At 50.3% G+C, this 18765-nt stretch carries 19 protein-coding genes; 17 read left to right on the forward strand and 2 right to left on the reverse strand.

The genetic code is table 11. From position 1 onward, the window contains the following. Nucleotides 1-145 precede the first annotated feature (145 nt). The 10 genes from hprK to ACI3EW_RS04295 all read left to right on the forward strand — a co-directional run bounded on the left by hprK (nucleotide 146) and on the right by ACI3EW_RS04295 (nucleotide 10708). Nucleotides 146-1075, forward strand: a complete 930-nt coding sequence (hprK, locus tag ACI3EW_RS04250) for an HPr(Ser) kinase/phosphatase (RefSeq protein ID WP_118532421.1) — start codon at nucleotides 146-148, stop codon at nucleotides 1073-1075. Nucleotides 1076-1134: 59 nt separating this feature from the next. Then, nucleotides 1135-2004, forward strand: a complete 870-nt coding sequence (murB, locus tag ACI3EW_RS04255) for a UDP-N-acetylmuramate dehydrogenase (RefSeq protein WP_405579635.1) — start codon at nucleotides 1135-1137, stop codon at nucleotides 2002-2004. Between the two features lie 108 nt (nucleotides 2005-2112). Continuing rightward, entirely contained in the window at nucleotides 2113-2982 is an 870-nt protein-coding gene (rapZ, locus tag ACI3EW_RS04260) for an RNase adapter RapZ (RefSeq protein ID WP_118298941.1), read from the forward strand. A gap of 2 nt (nucleotides 2983-2984) precedes the next feature. After that, on the forward strand, nucleotides 2985-3944 hold the full coding sequence (gene whiA / locus ACI3EW_RS04265) for a DNA-binding protein WhiA (protein WP_405579638.1): 960 nt from the start codon (nucleotides 2985-2987) through the stop codon (nucleotides 3942-3944). 48 nt (nucleotides 3945-3992) lie between these two features. Further along, on the forward strand, nucleotides 3993-4247 hold the full coding sequence (locus ACI3EW_RS04270) for an HPr family phosphocarrier protein (protein WP_118298943.1): 255 nt from the start codon (nucleotides 3993-3995) through the stop codon (nucleotides 4245-4247). A gap of 98 nt (nucleotides 4248-4345) precedes the next feature. After that, nucleotides 4346-7825, forward strand: a complete 3480-nt coding sequence (locus ACI3EW_RS04275; protein WP_118532312.1) for a DNA polymerase III subunit alpha — start codon at nucleotides 4346-4348, stop codon at nucleotides 7823-7825. 55 nt (nucleotides 7826-7880) lie between these two features. After that, nucleotides 7881-8858: a 6-phosphofructokinase gene (gene pfkA / locus ACI3EW_RS04280; RefSeq protein WP_118532310.1), complete on the forward strand. Its 978-nt coding sequence runs from the start codon at nucleotides 7881-7883 to the stop codon at nucleotides 8856-8858. Between the two features lie 61 nt (nucleotides 8859-8919). Continuing rightward, on the forward strand, nucleotides 8920-9291 hold the full coding sequence (locus tag ACI3EW_RS04285; protein ID WP_118298946.1) for an ArsR/SmtB family transcription factor: 372 nt from the start codon (nucleotides 8920-8922) through the stop codon (nucleotides 9289-9291). Between the two features lie 3 nt (nucleotides 9292-9294). Continuing rightward, a complete protein-coding gene (gene dapF, locus ACI3EW_RS04290) occupies nucleotides 9295-10089 on the forward strand; it encodes a diaminopimelate epimerase (protein ID WP_118532308.1) in 795 nt (264 codons plus the stop codon). A 181-nt stretch (nucleotides 10090-10270) separates the two neighbouring features. Beyond that, a complete protein-coding gene (locus ACI3EW_RS04295; protein WP_118532306.1) occupies nucleotides 10271-10708 on the forward strand; it encodes an Lrp/AsnC family transcriptional regulator in 438 nt (145 codons plus the stop codon). Between the two features lie 81 nt (nucleotides 10709-10789). On the opposite strand, the gene ACI3EW_RS04300 is transcribed toward ACI3EW_RS04295, so the two are convergent. Continuing rightward, nucleotides 10790-11698 (reverse strand): AEC family transporter, encoded by a 909-nt coding sequence (locus ACI3EW_RS04300; protein ID WP_118532304.1) that lies wholly within the window; start codon nucleotides 11696-11698, stop codon nucleotides 10790-10792. Between the two features lie 112 nt (nucleotides 11699-11810). Between ACI3EW_RS04300 and ACI3EW_RS04305 the strand changes: the two genes are divergently transcribed. From ACI3EW_RS04305 to dusB, 6 genes are all read left to right on the forward strand, one after another. Continuing rightward, a complete protein-coding gene (locus tag ACI3EW_RS04305) occupies nucleotides 11811-12596 on the forward strand; it encodes an N-acetylmuramoyl-L-alanine amidase (RefSeq protein ID WP_142412465.1) in 786 nt (261 codons plus the stop codon). Nucleotides 12597-12729: 133 nt separating this feature from the next. Beyond that, nucleotides 12730-13368, forward strand: a complete 639-nt coding sequence (locus tag ACI3EW_RS04310; RefSeq protein ID WP_405579647.1) for a cytidylate kinase-like family protein — start codon at nucleotides 12730-12732, stop codon at nucleotides 13366-13368. A 256-nt stretch (nucleotides 13369-13624) separates the two neighbouring features. Next, nucleotides 13625-14275, forward strand: coding sequence for an HAD family hydrolase (locus tag ACI3EW_RS04315; protein ID WP_118532298.1), 651 nt, complete (start codon nucleotides 13625-13627; stop codon nucleotides 14273-14275). Nucleotides 14276-14370: 95 nt separating this feature from the next. Further along, nucleotides 14371-14742, forward strand: coding sequence for a DUF6145 family protein (locus ACI3EW_RS04320; RefSeq protein ID WP_117470040.1), 372 nt, complete (start codon nucleotides 14371-14373; stop codon nucleotides 14740-14742). Nucleotides 14743-14764: 22 nt separating this feature from the next. Further along, nucleotides 14765-15547 carry an N-acetylmuramoyl-L-alanine amidase family protein gene (locus ACI3EW_RS04325; RefSeq protein ID WP_118532296.1) on the forward strand — a complete coding sequence of 261 codons (783 nt, stop codon included), beginning with the start codon at nucleotides 14765-14767 and terminating at the stop codon, nucleotides 15545-15547. Continuing rightward, nucleotides 15544-16503, forward strand: coding sequence for a tRNA dihydrouridine synthase DusB (dusB, locus tag ACI3EW_RS04330; RefSeq protein ID WP_118532294.1), 960 nt, complete (start codon nucleotides 15544-15546; stop codon nucleotides 16501-16503). Before ACI3EW_RS04325 ends, dusB begins: the two co-directional genes overlap by 4 nt. A 143-nt stretch (nucleotides 16504-16646) precedes the next feature. Here the strand turns inward: dusB and ACI3EW_RS04335 are convergent, their stop codons facing one another. Further along, complete coding sequence (locus tag ACI3EW_RS04335) at nucleotides 16647-17330, reverse strand: GntR family transcriptional regulator (protein WP_118532292.1); 684 nt, start codon at nucleotides 17328-17330, stop codon at nucleotides 16647-16649. 296 nt (nucleotides 17331-17626) lie between these two features. Here ACI3EW_RS04335 and ACI3EW_RS04340 point away from each other — a divergent pair, with 296 nt between their 5' ends. Next, the gene (locus tag ACI3EW_RS04340) at nucleotides 17627-18661 is read left to right on the forward strand and encodes a zinc-binding alcohol dehydrogenase family protein (RefSeq protein WP_015552581.1); all 1035 of its coding nucleotides are present in this window, start codon (nucleotides 17627-17629) and stop codon (nucleotides 18659-18661) included. Nucleotides 18662-18765 lie beyond the last annotated feature (104 nt).

The raw sequence follows: 18765 nt of genomic DNA on the forward strand, positions 1-18765 counted from the left end.
AAGACTGAAGAGAAGTGTTCAAAGTCAGCACGATGCGAAGTCGTCAGACTCTGCGGGACTGCCGGTTTGGAGTTAAAACAGGAACAAAAAGAACAATCGCAGGTTATGTATGTCAGCAGACAGATACAGAAAGGAGAACTTCATCATGTACGGAGTTACCATAGCCGAATTAATAGAAAAAATGGATTTCAAAAACCTGACACCGGAGCTGGATTCCGAAAAGATCGTCGTTTCCCACCCGGATGTCAATCGTCCGGCGCTTCAGCTCACCGGATTTTACGCGCATTTTGACAACGAGCGCGTGCAGATGATCGGAAATGTGGAAATCGCATATCTCTCCGGACTTTCCAGAGAGCGCAGGATTGCGATGTATGACAAGCTGATCTCCAGCAAGATCCCGTGCCTCGTATTTTGCAGAAATCAGATTCCGGAGCCGGAGGTTACAGAACTCTGCAGCCACTACGGTGTTCCATGCCTTCTCTCCTCGAAACCGACATCCGACACGATGGCGGAGGTCATCCGCTGGTTAAAGGCAAAGCTTGCTCCGTGCATCAGTATCCACGGAGTTCTTGTCGATGTATTCGGCGAAGGCGTCCTGATCACAGGTGAGAGCGGGATCGGTAAGAGTGAGGCGGCTCTGGAGCTGATCAAACGAGGTCACCGTCTCGTCAGCGACGACGTGGTGGAGATCCGCAAGGTCAGCGACGAGACACTTGTCGGCTCTGCCCCGGATATCACAAGATACCTGATCGAGGTGCGCGGGATCGGCATCATCGATGTAAAGACCCTGTTTGGCGTCGAGAGCGTCAAGGACACCCAGTCCATCGACATGGTCATCAAACTCGAAGAGTGGGATAAGAATAAGGAATATGACCGCCTCGGTCTTGAAGACCAGTACACGGAATTCCTTGGAAATAAAGTGATCTGCCACAACATTCCGGTCCGTCCAGGACGTAACCTGGCAGTCATCGTAGAGTCTGCGGCGGTCAATTACCGTCAGAAAAAGATGGGATACAATGCGGCCCAGGAACTCTACAACCGCGTGCAGGCGAACATCGCGAAACGCAGCGAATGATCGCACAGCCTGCTCTGGATAAAAGTGCAGGTGGAATTATATAAGAAGGAGAAACATTCATGGAAATCAGAACAAATGAGCCGATGGCGCGGCACACATCGTTCCGCGTCGGCGGCCCGGCAGACCGGTTCATGATTCCGGAATCAGAGGAAGAACTCCGCGAGGCAGTTCTGGACTGTAAAGCGTCCGGAAAGCCGTGGTACATGGTCGGAAACGGGAGCAACCTTCTCGTGGGAGATAAAGGTTTTCGCGGCACGATCATCAGCACGGAGCGGCTGACAGAGCTGGAAGTTCAGAAAAACGAAAACAGTATCATCGCCGGAGCCGGTGTGATGCTCTCAAAGCTTGCGAACACGGCGGCGAGAGAGAAGCTTACCGGTCTGGAATTTGCGGCGGGCATTCCCGGGACCGTCGGCGGCGCAGTCATGATGAACGCGGGTGCATATGGTTCCGAGATGAAGAACGTGCTCTTGTGGGCGGACGTGATGGACCGGTACGGGATGGTAAAGCGGCTGAAGAATGAGGAGCTGGAGCTCGGATACAGAACGAGTGCGCTGGAGCGCCGTGGTCTCTTCGCAGTGCGCGCAGCGTTTAGCCTGACAACGGGGGATCCGGGCGCGATCCGGGAAAAGATGGAAGAACTCGCGGCAAAGCGAAAAGAAAAACAGCCGTTAGAGTATCCGAGCGCCGGAAGCACCTTTAAGAGGCCGGAGGGATATTTTGCCGGAAAGCTGATCGAGGATGCCGGATTGAAGGGATTTTCTGTCGGAGGCGCAGCAGTTTCCGAAAAACACGCAGGTTTCGTGATCAATAAGGATCATGGAACGGCGGCGGATATCCTGGAACTCTGCAATGAGGTGAAACGACGGGTGAAGGAAAATTCCGGCGTGGATCTGGAGATGGAAGTAAAATTATTAGGGGATTTCTAGGAGAGTTTACGGGCAGGAGTTTTCCGAATGGAAAATCCTGCGGGATATAGTTGCGTTCGCAGATTCTGTGTACAGCAGCTTTCTAAGAATACAGGGAGGAAGATCTCGTTGAGACTTGTAATCGTGACCGGAATGTCGGGAGCCGGAAAGACAACGGCATTAAAAACACTGGAAGACATGGGATTTTACTGTGCCGACAACCTGCCGGTCCTTCTGATCGAAAAATTTGCGGAGCTGGTCATGAACGGACAGAGCGAAAAACAGGATATCGCCCTAGGGGTAGACGTGCGCAGCGGTGAGGAACTGCCGTATCTTGAGACGATCATCCGGAAATGGAGAGAGAACAAATATCCGTTCTCGATCCTGTTTCTGGACTCCTCCGATGAAGTCCTGATCAAGCGTTTTAAGGAGACGAGACGGAGCCATCCGCTCTCAAGGACGGGGCGCGTGGAAAAAGGGATCGAGCTGGAGCGGGAAAAACTCGCTTTCCTGAAAAAAGAGGCCGACCAGGTCATCGACACCAGCAGACTTCTGACAAAGGAGCTGCGCCATGAGCTGGAGAATCTTTACCGGGGAAACGACGGACACAGCAGCATGTTTATCACGGTCCTGAGCTTCGGCTTCAAATACGGGATCCCGGCGGACGCGGACCTCGTGTTTGATGTGCGGTTCCTCCCGAATCCTTACTATGTGGAAGAACTGCGGTTTCACACGGGAACAGAAAAAGCGGTGCAGGACTATGTGATGCAGGGCGGTACCGGGGAAGAATTCCTGAAGAAACTGAATGACCTTCTGGAATTTGTGATCCCGAAGTATGAACAGGAAGGAAAAACGCAGCTTGTGATCGCGATCGGGTGCACCGGCGGACGTCATCGTTCGGTGACGATCGCAGGAGAAGTATTTAAGCGTCTGACGGAGTCCGGGCGGTATGAGATCCGGCTGGAACACAGAGACGCGGGGAAGGATGGAGGAAAGTAGTCATGTCTTTCTCTTCCAGGATCAAGGAAGAACTTTCCAGGCATATGAGCGCAGCAAGGCACTGCCAGATCGCTGAGATCGCAGCGATCTTAAGTCTTTGCGGTCGGATCCAGATCTCCGGAGACGATCATTACAGCATCAAGATCCATACAGAAAATGTGACGGTTGCCAGAAAGTGCTTTACATTATTGAGAAAAACATTTAATATAGAAACTGACATTTCTATACGGAGGAACGCGCATCTTGGGAAAAACAGGATCTATTCAGTCTGTGTCAAACAGCATGAGGACGCGCTCCGTGTATTGAAAGCCACAAAACTTCTATCGGAAGACGGGGAGATTGGGGAGAATCTTTCTGTGGTGGGAAATGTGGTCGTCCAGAACCCCTGCTGCCGCAGGGCATTTTTGCGCGGCGCTTTTCTCGCATCAGGATCGATCAGTGATCCGGAGAAGTTTTACCATTTTGAGATCGTCTGCGCGACAGAGCCCAAAGCGCGCCAGATCCAGTCCATTATGGCGACGTTTGATATCGATGCAAAAATTGTCATCCGCAAACGCTACTATGTGGTATATATTAAAGAGGGAAGCCAGATCGTAGATATCCTGAATGTGATGGAAGCCCATCTGTCACTGATGGAGCTGGAGAACATCCGCATTTTAAAAGAAATGCGCGGAAATGTAAACCGCCAGGTCAACTGCGAGACGGCAAATATTAACAAGACAGTGTCTGCTGCCGTGAAACAGATCGAGGATATCGAATTTATCCGCGACACGGTGGGATTTGAAAGTCTCCCGGATGGTCTTGCGCAGATCGCGCGGGCAAGACTTCTGAAACCTGATGCGACACTGAAGGAACTGGGCGAAGACCTGGAACCGCCGGTTGGAAAATCCGGTGTCAATCACCGCCTGAGAAAGCTTGGTGAGATGGCGGAAAAATTGCGGGACCAGGGGACAGATAGCTGAATGGAAATTGGTTACTTCCATTCTTTTGTGCAATTGAGGAGGATTATTATGACAAAACGTACGGTAACCATTGAACTTGCTTCTGGTCTGGAGGCTCGTCCGATCGCAATGTTAGTACAGCTTGCGAGCAGCTACGAGAGCACGATCTACGTCCAGAGCGATAACAAAAAGATCAATGCGAAGAGCATTATGGGCATGATGACCCTTGATCTTCCGGTCGGCGAGCAGGTGATCGTGACAGCGGACGGAGTGGACGAAGAAAAAGCAGTAAACGATATTGAAAAATATCTGAGTAATAACTAAGGAATAAGTCCGTAAAAAAATATATTCAAACAACGGGACTGCCGCCTTTCGGGGCGGCGGTCTTTTTCTGATAAATGAGAAAGAAACGGAGGAGACAGATGGCATTTACACACTTGCACGTCCATACAGAGTACAGTCTTCTGGACGGATCCAGTAAAATCGGAGAGCTGGCGGCCCGGGCGAAGGAACTCGGCATGGACAGCATGGCGATCACCGATCACGGTGTCATGTACGGTGTGATCGATTTTTACCGTGCGGCCCGCGCGGCGGGGATCAAACCGATCATCGGCTGCGAGGTGTACGTCTCCCCCGGATCGAGATTTGACCGGGAGACCGTTCACGGTGAGGACCGGTATTACCATCTGGTCCTTCTTGCGGAAAACAATACCGGTTACCAGAACCTGATGAAGATCGTCTCCAAAGGCTTTGTGGACGGCTTCTACTACAAACCGCGGATTGATGAGGAGGTCATGCGGGAGTATCACGAAGGGATCATCGCGCTGAGCGCCTGCCTGGCCGGTGAAGTTCCGAGATATCTGGAAAAAGGACTCTACGAGGAGGCGAAGGAGGCGGCAAAACGTCACCTGGAGATCTTCGGTGAGGGAAACTATTTCCTGGAACTCCAGGACCACGGTATCCCGCTGCAGCGCCAGGTCAACCAGGGGATCATGCGCCTCTCAAAAGAACTGAACATCCCGTTAGTGGCGACAAACGACTGCCACTATATCAACGCCGATGACTGGGAGGCCCACGACATCCTGCTCTGCATCCAGACGGGAAAGAAAGTCTCCGATGAGAACCGTATGCGCTACGAGGGCGGACAGTACTATGTAAAATCCGAGGAGGAGATGCGGCAGCTCTTCCCGTATGCCCCAGAAGCGATCGAGAACACCCATAAGATCGCGGAACGCTGCAACGTGGAGATCGAGTTCGGCGTCACAAAACTGCCGCGGTTTGATGTGCCGGATGGATACGATTCCTGGGGCTATTTAAACCACCTCTGCGATGAAGGATTTGCACTGCGCTACCCGGATGATGACGGGACACTCCGAGCCCGCCTCGACTATGAACTCGGAACCATCAAGAGCATGGGATATGTGGACTACTTCCTGATCGTGTGGGACTTCATCAACTTCGCGAAATCCCACGGGATCGCGGTGGGACCGGGACGAGGTTCCGCGGCGGGAAGTATCGTGGCATACTGCTTAAAGATCACGGACATCGATCCGATCCGCTACCAGCTTCTCTTTGAGCGTTTCTTAAACCCGGAACGAGTCTCCATGCCTGATATCGACGTGGATTTCTGCTACGAGCGCCGTCAGGAAGTCATCGACTATGTCGTGGAAAAGTACGGAAAAGACCAGGTGGCGCAGATCGTGACCTTCGGTACCCTGGCGGCCCGCGGTGTGATCCGCGATGTGGGCCGTGTCATGGACCTTCCGTACAGCCTGTGTGACCAGGTGTCGAAGATGGTGCCGGCAGAACTCAACATCACGCTCGATCTGGCGCTGCAGAAGAATCCAGAGCTGAAGACGCTCTATGAGTCGGATGAGCAGGTGAAAAAGCTCATCGATATGAGTAAGCGGCTGGAAGGACTCCCGCGCCACACCTCGATGCACGCGGCTGGCGTCGTGATCTCAAGGACCTCCATCGATGAGTACGTCCCGTTATCGCGAGGCGCCGACGGAACGATTGTGACCCAGTTTACAATGACGACGCTGGAAGAACTGGGACTTTTAAAGATGGACTTCCTGGGACTGCGCACGCTCACCGTGATCCAGGATGCTGTGAAGATGATCGAGAAAGACTATGGTGTGAAACTTGATCTGGAACACATCGATTATGATGATAAAAAAGTCATGGATTCTCTCGGGACCGGAAAGAACGAGGGCGTGTTCCAGCTGGAAAGCGGCGGCTTCAAGACCTTCATGAAGGAACTGAAGCCGACAACACTGGAAGATATCATCGCCGGAATCTCCCTCTACCGTCCGGGTCCAATGGATTTCATCCCGAAGTATTTAAAGGGAAAAAATGACCCGGCATCCATCACCTACACCTGCCCGCAGCTGGAGCCGATCTTAAAGCCGACCTACGGCTGTATCGTCTACCAGGAGCAGGTTATGCAGATCGTAAGGGACCTGGCCGGATATACGCTCGGTCGAAGTGACCTTGTGCGCCGTGCCATGTCGAAGAAAAAAGCGGCAGTCATGGCGAAGGAGCGCCAGAACTTCGTCTACGGAAACGCCGAGGAGGGCGTAAAGGGCTGTATCGCGAACGGCATCGATGAGAAGACAGCGAACCAGATCTACGATGACATGACGGACTTCGCGAAATACGCCTTCAATAAGTCCCATGCAGCAGCTTACGCGGTGGTCGCTTATCAGACGGCATTTTTGAAATTCTACTATCCGAAGGAATTTATGGCAGCGCTCATGACCTCCGTGATGGACAACACGACGAAGGTCTCCGAGTATATCCTTGCCTGCCGGAACATGGGAATTCCGATCCTGCCGCCGGATATCAACGAGGGATACAGCGGGTTCTCCGTATCGGGGAACGGCATCCGCTACGGACTCTCCGCGATCAAGAGTGTGGGACGCGCTGTTGTGGACGTGATCATTGCTGAGCGTGAGAACGGCGGACTCTTTAAGAGTCTTGACGATTTTGTGTCGAGAATGTCGAACAAGGAAGTCAATAAGAGAACACTTGAGAGCTTCATAAAATCGGGTGCCCTGGATACGCTTCCGGGAACGAGAAAACAGAAGCTCATCGTCTCAGGCGACCTGCTGGAGAGCAAAGCCAGGGAGAAAAAGACGGTCATGGAAGGCCAGCTTAGCTTTTTTGATCTCGCCCCGGAGGAAGAAAAGAACAATTTCCAGATCATATTCCCGAACGTGGGAGAGTACGACAAGCAGACGCTGTTAGCCTTTGAAAAAGAGACGATCGGCATCTATGTCAGCGGCCATCCGATGGAAGAGTACCGGGAACTCTGGGAGAAAAATGTGACGGCAAAAACCTCCGATTTTGTCGTTGACGAGGACGGAAAGACCGTTGTGGAGGATAATTCCAATGTGGTCATCGGCGGAATGATCACGTCAAAAAAGGTAAAGACTACAAAGACAAACCAGCTCATGGCATTCATCACGATCGAGGATCTTGTGGGCACAGTGGAAGTCCTCGTGTTTCCGAAGATCTACGAGAAGAACCGTCCGTCATTTACCGAGGAAAACAAGGTATTTGTCCGCGGCCGGGCATCCATCGGCGACGATCCGGTCGGAAAGCTCATCTGCGAGGAAGTGATCCCGTTTACGGACATCCCGAATGAACTCTGGCTCCAGTTTGAGAACCAGGCATTCTACGAGGGCCATATCGATGATGTCATGGCGGCACTCCGGGATTCCGATGGAAAAGACAGAGTGATCATGTATCTGAAGGAAGAGCGGAAGATGCGGAGACTTTCCGAAAACTGGGCAGTTCTTGCAGGGCCGGATCTCCTCGGCCGCCTGTACCGGATTCTTGGTGAAAAAAATGTCAAGGTTGTGCAAAAGGTCATTGAAAAGAAGGGGAAAGTGTATTAAAATATGTACGTATATGGCGAATGATCGACAGAATCTTTTTTGGAGGAAAACCAGTATGGCAAAGAAAGAAGTCAGAACGATCGGAGTATTGACCAGCGGCGGCGATGCCCCTGGAATGAACGCGGCAATTCGTGCGGTTGTAAGAACCGCTATCAATAAAGGACTGAAGGTAAAGGGGATTATGCGTGGTTACGCCGGACTCCTTCAGGAAGAAATCGTAGATATGGACAGTGTGAGCGTTGCGGATACGATCAACCGCGGCGGTACGATCCTCTACACGGCCCGCTGTGAGGAATTCACGACCGAGGAAGGTCAGAAGCGCGGCGCCGAAGTCTGCAGAAAACATGGAATTGACGGGATCGTCGTGATCGGAGGAGACGGTTCCTTCCGCGGTGCCGGAAAGCTTTCCGCCCTCGGGATCAACACCATCGGTCTTCCGGGAACGATCGACCTCGATATTGCCTGTACCGACTATACGATCGGTTTCGACACCGCGGTGAATACGGCGATGGAAGCGATCGATAAAGTCCGTGATACATCCACATCCCATGAACGATGCAGTATCATCGAGGTTATGGGAAGAAATGCCGGATATATCGCTCTCTGGTGCGGTATTGCAAACGGTGCGGAGGATATTCTTCTTCCGGAGCGCTATGACGGAAACGAGCAGTACCTGATCAACCGGATCATCGAGAACAGAAAGCGCGGCAAAAAACACCACATTATCATCAACGCTGAGGGAATCGGACACTCCACTTCCATGGCGAGAAGGATCGAAGCGGCAACCGGGATTGAGACGAGAGCTACGATCATCGGACATATCCAGAGAGGCGGAACCCCGACCTGTAAGGACCGTGTGTACGCATCGATCATGGGAGCCCGCGCGGCGGAGCTTCTCGCGGAAGGAAAGAGCAACCGGATCGTTGCCTACAAAGACGGAAAATTTGTAGATTTCGATATCCAGGAAGCGTTAAATATGAAGAAAGACATCCCGGAGGAGCAGTACGAGGTGAGCAAACTTCTCGTGCGCTGATCACTGCGGGAGATGACTGCCGGCTGCGGGATGCGGGCGGCAGCAGTAAAGGAGCAGGAACATGAGTATCAGAGAGGACGAAAAGATCGCCCCGCACTGTGAGTTTATTCATGTCCACGACAAGGTGGTAAAACAGGTGATGGACGTGATGCCGGAAGGCGAGGAACTCCAGAATCTTGCGGAATTTTTCCGGATCTTCGGAGATTCCACGAGGATCAGGATCCTGTATGCGCTCAGCCAGTCGGAGTTATGTGTGTGTGACATCGCAAGTCTTCTCGGAATGGGACAGTCCGCGATCTCCCACCAGCTTCGGATCCTGAAACAGATGCGCCTTGTCAAGTTCCGCAGGGAAGGAAAGAGTGTTCTCTACTCTCTTGCGGACGGTCACATCCAGACGATCCTCGCGCAGGGTATGGAGCACATAGGAGAATAAGATATGAAATTCACAAAGATGCAGGGCATCGGAAATGATTATGTATATGTAAACTGTTTTGAAGAGACAGTGGAAGATCCCTGTGAGACGGCAAAGATGGTCAGCGACCGTCACTTCGGGATCGGTTCAGATGGTCTGATCCTGATCAAACCGTCAGATGTAGCGGACTGCCAGATGGATATGTATAATCTGGACGGATCCCGTGGTGCCATGTGCGGAAACGGGATCCGCTGTGTAGGAAAATATGCCTATGATCACGGGATCGTAGATAAAACGGAGATCGACGTGGAGACTCCGTCCGGGATCAAGCACCTGTCCATGAAAGTAAAGGATGGAAAGGTGGAACTTGTGACGGTGGATATGGGACGTCCGGTTCCGACGTCTGAAATCGGAGAACCGATCACGGTCGACGGAAAAGAGTACCGCTTTACCGGAGTTTCCATGGGAAATCCGCATGCGGTAGTATTTATGGACGGGATCAAGGATCTGGAGATCGAAAAGATCGGTCCGTCCTTTGAGAGTCATGAGAGATTCCCGGATCGCACCAATACAGAATTTGTGGAGGTTGTGGACCGCGGACACGTCAATATGCGTGTCTGGGAGCGCGGCTCCGGAGAGACTCTGGCATGCGGAACAGGTGCATGTGCGACTGTGGTCGCGTGCATCTTAAATGGTCTTACCGATGACGAAGTCCGCGTGACTCTGCTCGGCGGCGATCTTCTGATCCGCTGGGACAGAGAAAAAGACACGGTATTTATGACAGGACCGGCAGCGGAAGTATTTCACGGAGAGATCTGAGTACACTCGTGCCTGCAAAGACGCGCACGGTAAGCGCGGATAAAACACGAACCCAGTAATTGACCGGTGGTCATATACCGCAGCAACGCGGAGCCGCTGGTCGGTTATCTGTATATAGAGAAGAAGTTCCGGACATGTGACACAATACAAAAACCTGAAAACCGGGACAAAGGAGAGAATTATGGATCATATTGATCGCGAAATTCTGCAGATCCTGCAGCACAATGCGAGAGCATCCCTGAAAATGATCGCGGAGAAGACGTTTCTTTCTTCCCCTGCGGTTTCGGCGCGAATTGAAAAACTGGAGAAAGATGGGATCATCACGTCCTACCAGGCACAGATCGACCCGATGAAACTCGGATATCACATCCTTGCGTTCATCAACCTCAATGTGCTTCCGGAGGATAAGCAGAAATTCTATCACTATGCGGAAGGGATTCCGAATATTCTGGAATGCAGCAGCGTGACGGGAGAATTTTCTGTGATCATGAAAGTTGCTTTTGAGAGTACGATGCAGCTTGACAGCTTCCTTGGTCAGCTCCAGAAATTCGGAAAGACTAGCACACAGGTGGTATTCGCCACCCACGTAGGTCCGAGAGGCGTGCAAGTACAGGAATAGGAATACATACGAAACATGAAAAGGACATCTGAACGAGAGATACGATGGGTATTTCTGGTTCAGATGTCCTTTTTAGTCTTCTTATAAAACCGCGACCAATGCCGCCACGATCGGAATCGAGATCAGGGACAACAGTGTGGAGATGCAGATCCCCCTCGACACGAGGGTCACATCCCGGTTGTATTCCATACAGAGCATGGACACGTTTCCGGCGATCGGGCAGCCGGAGAGGATCGTAGAGATCTCTAAAAGTATGCGGTCCCTGATAAAGAATCTCAGAACGAGGAAGGTGATCACCGGGAGAACGAGAAGCTTCAGGAAGGAGAAGAGGTACAGCTCCCGGTCAGTAAATACAGTGGAAAATCTGACTCCGGCCAGGGTGGATCCGATGACGATCATCGCTAACGGTGTTGTTGTGGCGCCCACAGTGGAAAACAGGCTGACTGCATGCTGCGGGAGATGGATATCTAAAAGATAAATGCCGATCGCAAGGAACGCGGACAGGATTCCGGGGGAGAGAAGCTTTTTGACGCTGAAATGTCTGTTTTTTGCGTCATCCCGTGATAACAGATAGACTCCATAACTGAACAGACTCAGGTTAAACGTCATCATGAAGATCGAAACATGCAGCACATACTCTCCGCCATAGAGCGTAGAGATGATCGGGATCCCCATGAATCCAAGATTGCTGTAATTTAACATCAGCTCATAGGTCGGATCCCAGCAGATGATCTTCTGGATAAAATGGCAGACCACATGGGCCACCAGGAAGATGGAGACCGCTGCAATAAAGATCGGCAGCATCTCTTGATCATGGGCCATGTCTGACCCGGTAACCGCGTTTAAGATCGTTGCGGGCAGGGAGATATTGACGATAAAACGGGAGACCTTCGACTCAAAGGTCTTATCGATCACGCCGAAGCGATTGGCGAGATAGCCGGTGAGCATTAAGAGAAAGAGACTTATCATCTGGTTGAATACGATTAGCATAGTAATGAGATCCTTTCATGAGATTGCCAGAAAAAGTTTTAAGACATGGATGGCGCAGGTCTGGTAATTTATGAATATGATATCATAAATGTATGAAAAAGGGAGAATAATTTTGGCAAAGCAGAACAGTGTCATTATTGATCCGGGACATGGCGGAAGTGATCCGGGAGCGGTATATGGGAACAGACGGGAGAAAGACGATACGCTGGCATTGGCCTATGATATCGGAAATGCTCTGGAACAGCGCGGAATCCGGGTGGAGTACACGAGGATCGGTGATATATACAACAGTCCATATGAGAAGGCGGAAATCGGGAACAGGTCTGCGGCAGATTTGTTTTTATCCATTCACCGGAATGCCATGCCGGTGCCGGGAACAGGTTCCGGGACGATGAGTCTGATCTTCGGGAGGGGCGGCGATGCAGAGACGTTTGCGAGGAATATCAATAAGGAACTTGCAAAGACAGGCTGGAAAGACTTGGGGATCAGCGAGCGGCCAAATCTCGTAGTCCTCAGGGACACGGCGCTTCCGGCGGTTCTCGTGGAGGTTGGATTTATCGATAATGAGAACGACAATGATTTCTTCGATGCAAATATGAGACAGACCGCAGATGCGATCGCGGATGGAATCGTGCGGACGTTTGCGGAGCAGGAAAAGCAGACGTCAGATGTGGAGGAACCGGGATTCTATATGGTGCAGACCGGCATCTACCGGGTGCGGACCAACGCGGAAAGGGAGATGGAACGGCTGAAAGCTCAGGGATTCCCTGCGTTCATGACTTTTAAGGATGGATTTTACTATGTCCGCGCAGGGGCATTCCGGAACATGGAAAACGCTGTGCGGCAGGAGCAGGAGCTTCGAAAGCTGGGATATCCGACATTACTTGTTAAAACTTGAAAAACACTGAAAACATCGCAAAAAAGACTTAAAATTCCTGCGGAGATATGTTAAAATACAGATAGAATAAAAAGTATTCCCGCGTTTTTTAGGTACAACTGCCGAAAGGCAGAAGGGGAAGAAGGAGGCATCTATGGCTGAGAATAAAAAATTTGTGATCACGGTCGGAAGACAGTACGGAAGCGGCGGAGCGGAGATGGCGAAGCGTCTCGGTGAGCGTCTTGGGCTCCATGTTTACGATAAGGAGCTCTTAAAGATGACTTCCGAGGAGAGCGGAATCCGCGAGAGTTATTACCACCTGGCGGATGAAAAGGCCGGAAATAAGCTGTTATACCGGATCATCCATTCCCTGATCCCGGAGAATGGAACCCCGTCATTGGGTTCTGACCTGATCTCTTCCGATAACCTGTTCCGGTTTCAGTCATCGGTCATCCGAAAACTGGCGCAGGAGGAATCCTGCATTATTATCGGTCGGTGCGCCGACTATGTTCTCGACGGGACGGAAAATCTTGTCCGGATCTTCGTGTACGCAGAGATCGAGGAGAGGATCAACAAGGTCCGTGAAAAGGGATATTTCCCGGAGGAAGATATCTTAAAGAATATCAAACGGATCGACCGGGAACGCCGTGATTACTACCGTTATTATACCGGAAAGAGCTGGGAGAATCTGGAAAACTATGATCTGATGATCAATACCACAAAACTTTCCTACGATGAGATGGTGGAGTGCGTGATCGACTATCTGAAAATGCGCGGACTTATTGCAAAATAGAGGGAAATACGATAGAATATAGGCGGCTTGATCGTAGGCCGCCTTTTTCTTTTCTGTGCCATGTATCTGCAGGGAACTGCCGGTGGCGGGTTCTGCAGGTAATCATGCGTTGGAGATAAACGGTTGAAAAATTGCTCCGGAAATGAGAAAAGGGCAGACATTTGAAAAAAGCAGGATCCACAGGCGGAATTGTTTGATACGGAGCTTTCGAATTGGAAAATCTGATTTGTGGAATGTAACAGGAGAGGAACAATAAATGAAGATCACACGCCCGATCCGCGCCGTCCTTTTTGATATGGACGGTGTCATGGTAGACAGTGAATTTGTATATATGAAATACCTGCTGGAGTTTGCAAAAGAAAAGAACCCGGCGGTGACAATGGAAGACATCAACCAGATGGTAGGCCGCAGCAGACAGGATAGCTGGACTGTGATGGAACGGGCCGTGAATAACGGTGAGACCTGGGAAACACTGATCAAGGAGTGGGCCGAAAGAGACATTTACAGCCGGATCGATTACCGGAAGATCTTCCGCCCGGAGATGAAGACCACAGTGCAGGAATTAAAGCGCCGCGGCTATACAGTCGCACTGGTATCTTCCACAGGTCCGAAGCTGATCTCGAGGATCGTGGAGGAGGTGGGCATGCGCCCGGAATTTGACCTCATCGTCAGTGGAAAGCAGTTTAAACAGAGCAAACCGAATCCGGAGATCTATCACTATACAGCGGATACTCTGGGAATCCGTGAGGACGAGTGCTTTGTTGTGGAGGATTCTACCGTGGGCATCGAGGCGGCATACCGCGCCGGAATGTCGATCGCAGGCCTTAAAGATGACCGGTTCGGATTCGACCAGAGTAAGGCGGATTATCATATCGATTCAATATCTGATATTTTAAAATACCTGTAAGTTTCGCGAAACAACTAAGCTTTAAAAAGACTGGACAGGTAATATAACAATATAAAAATCACACTATATGACAGGAAACGGAGCAAACATATATCATGGCAGAAAACAACAATAAACAGGAAAACATCATCCTCTGCGGCGCAAACTCATACCAGCAGAAATATTACTTCAACGAAAAATTCAAACTTCTCCCGGAAAACATCAAAAAGGAACTTCAGATCATGTGCGTTCTCTTTACTGAGGATGTGGGCGGCATTCTCTTTCTGGAATTCACCCCGGAAGGAAACCTCGAGTTCCGTGTGGAAGCGGAGGACCAGGATTATCTCTTCGATGAGATCGGCAGCGGCCTTAAGATCCGCCAGTACCAGAGAGAAAAGAAAGAACTTTTAGAATCTTTGGAGTTATTCTACCGCGTGGTATTTCTCGGCGGCAAGCTGGAAGACCAGCTGGAAAAAGAAGGAGAATAACACCGGTATCGGAGGAAGCGGTATGAGAAGAACAGGCTGGAAACGCATACGAAACAAAATGAGCCGCTGTGCAGGATATGTTTATAAGGGAAAAGCGAGGAAAACGATGATGGCGGCAGCGATCGGAATTGGAGGTGCTGTACTTTTGAGTCTTACAGACTCCGGAACAGCAGGGATGACTGCCTATGCTTTCAACATTGGTCCGGGCATGGAGGATCACGATATCATATATTATCAGGAGCTGCCGGAAAACAACCCGGCCTACAACAACGGCTGGACTTCCAATGTCGGCCCAGGAGCGTCCGGTTCCAATCCGGGAGGCGGTCTTGGCAGCGAGAAAGATTACGTGTACTCGAAAGGCCCGGGAAACGAGGCGGCACAGCAGTACGCAAAAACAGAAAACAGCACGATCTACATCCACAATACATACCGCGGTGGCAGCTGGAGACAGCGGGCTGACGGGAAATGGGCCTTATATAAGCCGGACGGAAATCCGGTCTCGAGTCAGTGGGGCTATGTAGATGGAAAGACATATCTGCTGGATATGTATGGAATCATGCAGACCGGCTGGCAGAATGTCAATGGAAACTGGTACTATTTAAACAGCAAAGGAGCTATGCAGACGGGCTGGCTCTTGAAAGAAGGAAAATATTATTTCCTGAACACGGACGGAACGATGGCATACGGATGGGTCAACTCTCAGGGCAGCTGGTATTACTTCCAGAAACCAGACGGAGACATGTTAACCAACGCTTATGCGCCGGACGGACGGTACGTAAACGCAGAGGGAGTTTTGATTCAATGACGTTAAAAATCGGAAATGTGGAACTTGAAAACAATGTGATCCTCGCCCCGATGGCGGGCGTGACGGATATGCCGTACCGGATCCTCTGCAGGGAGCAGGGAGCAGGTCTGGTGTGCATGGAGATGGTGAGCGCGAAGGCGATCCTCTACAAGAATAAAAATACTCAGGAGCTCTTAAAGGTGGATGAGCGGGAACGTCCCGTGTCCCTGCAGCTTTTTGGCTCTGATCCGGATATTGTAGCGGATATCGCGGCGAGCCTGGAGGATGGTCCATACGATATTTTTGATATCAACATGGGCTGCCCGGTGCCGAAGATCGTTAAGAATGGTGAAGGCTCTGCCCTCATGAGAAATCCGAAGCTGGTGGAGGAAATCCTTACGAAACTCGTGAAAGCGGTGAAAAAGCCGGTGACTGTGAAATTCCGCAAGGGCTTTGACGATACCTGCATCAACGCCGTGGAGATCGCAAAGATCGCCGAGAGTGCCGGTGTGGCGGCGGTAGCTGTCCATGGTAGAACGAGAGAGCAGTATTACTCTGGAAAAGCTGACTGGAATATCATCCGCGAGGTCAAAAAAGCTGTGAAGATCCCGGTGATCGGAAACGGAGATGTCTTTACACCGCAGGATGCAAAGCGCCTTGTGGATGAGACGGGCTGTGACGGGATCATGGTGGCCCGGGGTGCGAAGGGAAATCCGTGGATCTTTAAGCAGATCACCCACTATCTCGAAACGGGCGAGCTTCTCCCGAGACCTTCCGTGGAGGAGCTGAAAGCCATGATCCTGCGCCATGGCCAGATGATGATGGAGTTTAAAGGCGAGCTGGCGGGAATGCGGGAGATGCGGAAGCATGTCGCCTGGTATACCGCCGGGTATCCGAATTCTGCGGCATTAAGAAATGAGATCAATTCGGTTGCGACACTGGAGGAGCTGACGGAGCTGATCGGGACGAGACTATAAAATCCTAATAGAGTAATTTCAACCTGTTTACATGACATATGGATAATAAAGCAGGTGTCATCACAGCAAATTTTGAAGGAACAAAAAAATCCGGATCTGGTTCCTCAGAAGATACCAGACCCGGATTTTGTGGTTTTGAGTGTTTAAAGGGTCATACGATGTGCGAGATTGTTGGTCTCGGAAGCAGCAACGAGACGGAATGCGGAAGCTTTTGATTGTTCAAGGTGGTAGATGAGCTGCTCTTTTGCTTTTTCCCAGTCTCCTTTCAGGCATGGTTCTACGATCGCCATGTGCTCCTTGAAGGTCGCCTCCAGACGGAAATTCGAAACATTTCCGGTCATATATCGAAAACGCTCATTCTGCGTCTGGATCGTATCATAGCTTCTGTTGATAAACTCATTCGGGCAGGCGGACATGATCAACGCATGGAAGCGATAATCGAGGTCATAGAAGGAATCCTTGTCCCGATAGATTTCTTTGTTAGGATCCCATTTCTTGAAAATATCATAGAATTCATTCAAAGCGGAGACGGAAAGATTTGCTCCGTAATGGGTCAGGACATACGGCTCATACATCATGCGGACTTCAAAGATCATATCAATGTCATTTAAGGTAAGAGGACGAACGAGGATTCCGCATTTCGGGCGGATTTCCAGAAGACCTTCCTGCTCGAGACGTCCAAGCGCGTCCCGCACCGGGGTACGGCTCAGAGATAATTCAGTGGTAAGCTGTTCTTCATTCAAAAAAGTACCCGGCGCATACTGACAAGTGACGATCTTGGAACGGATCGTATTGTACGCCAGGGTTTTCAGGTTTATTTTAGGCATAATGGACTCCAGTCTTTTTCTTCTCGATAAAAAATATATAGACTCATACTAACACAAAACAAAATCGTTTTCAAGCAGATGTCGACGGTTTTTGCTAAAAACGTCAATTGGCGTTTTGCACAAGCCCAAAAGCTCGATTTTGTTGAAAAAGTCAAAAGTGGTGCAAATTTCTTAACACTTATTGACATTGGTGTAAAAAGTATTATAATCTGTTGTATACAACAAAGAATACAACAAATTTGATTTTGAAAAATTATATAGAAGGCAAAAATCGTAAAATTAAGGAGGAAACAACGATGAAAGCAATGTATATTGACGCACCGGGTCAGGTTTCTATTAAAGATGTAGAGATGCCGGTAAGAAAAGAAGGAGAAGTTTTATTAAAGATCCTTTACGGTGGAATCTGCGGAAGCGATCTTGGTTCCTACCGTGGAACATTCGCATATTTTGATTACCCGAGAATCCCGGGTCACGAGTTCTCCGCTGAGGTTATCGAGGCAGATGAGAACAACGCGTATGGCATCAAGCCGGGAATGATCGTAACCTGCAACCCGTACTTCAACTGCGGACACTGCTATTCCTGCGAGCACGGAATCGTAAACGCATGTATGGACAACCAGACAATGGGATGTCAGAGAGACGGTGCTTTCCAGGAGTACATCACAATGCCGATCGAGCGTGTGTATGACGGTAAGGGAATGGACGCTAAGACACTTGCAGCAATCGAGCCGTTCTGCATCAGCTACCATGGCGTGAGCCGCGCAAACGTAAAAGAAGGAGACAAAGTTCTTGTAGTCGGCGCCGGTACCATCGGTGTTCTCGCAGCGATTGCAGCAAAAGCGAAGGGTGCTACTGTATATATCTCCGATGTATCCGCAGGTAAGCTTGAAATGGCGAAGGACTTCGGTGTTGACGGAACCTTATTAAATGATTCTCCGGAAAACTTCGAGAAAGGTGTTGCTGAGATCACAAACGGCAACGGCTTTGATGTAACGATCGAGGCAGTTGGTCTTCCGTCCACATTCCAGAACTGTATCGATGCCTGCTGCTTCGGTGGCCGCATGGTTCTGATCGGAGTCGGCAAGAAGAACCTTGACTTCAACTTCACACTGATCCAGAAGAAGGAATTAAATGTCTTCGGTTCCAGAAACGCATTAAAGAAGGACTTCTTAGAGCTGATCGATATCGTGAACGCAGGCAAGGCACCGCTCCACAAGATCATCACAAATACATATGCGTTTGATGATGCTGCAAAGGCATTCGATGACTTTGCGCACAACCCGGGCAATATGTTAAAGGTTGTATTTGATTTTTCCAAGATTTCCAAATAATCAAAAATCATGAAGCTTTCCCCAGGAAACGGGGTGCGAGGTCTTCTGCCTGATGGGGATCGGGCAGAAGACCGGATAAATGTTTTTAAAACAAAAACGGAGGG

It is taken from the genome of Pilosibacter rotomagensis (assembly GCF_045062245.2).
Taxonomy (GTDB): domain Bacteria; phylum Bacillota; class Clostridia; order Lachnospirales; family Lachnospiraceae; genus Pilosibacter.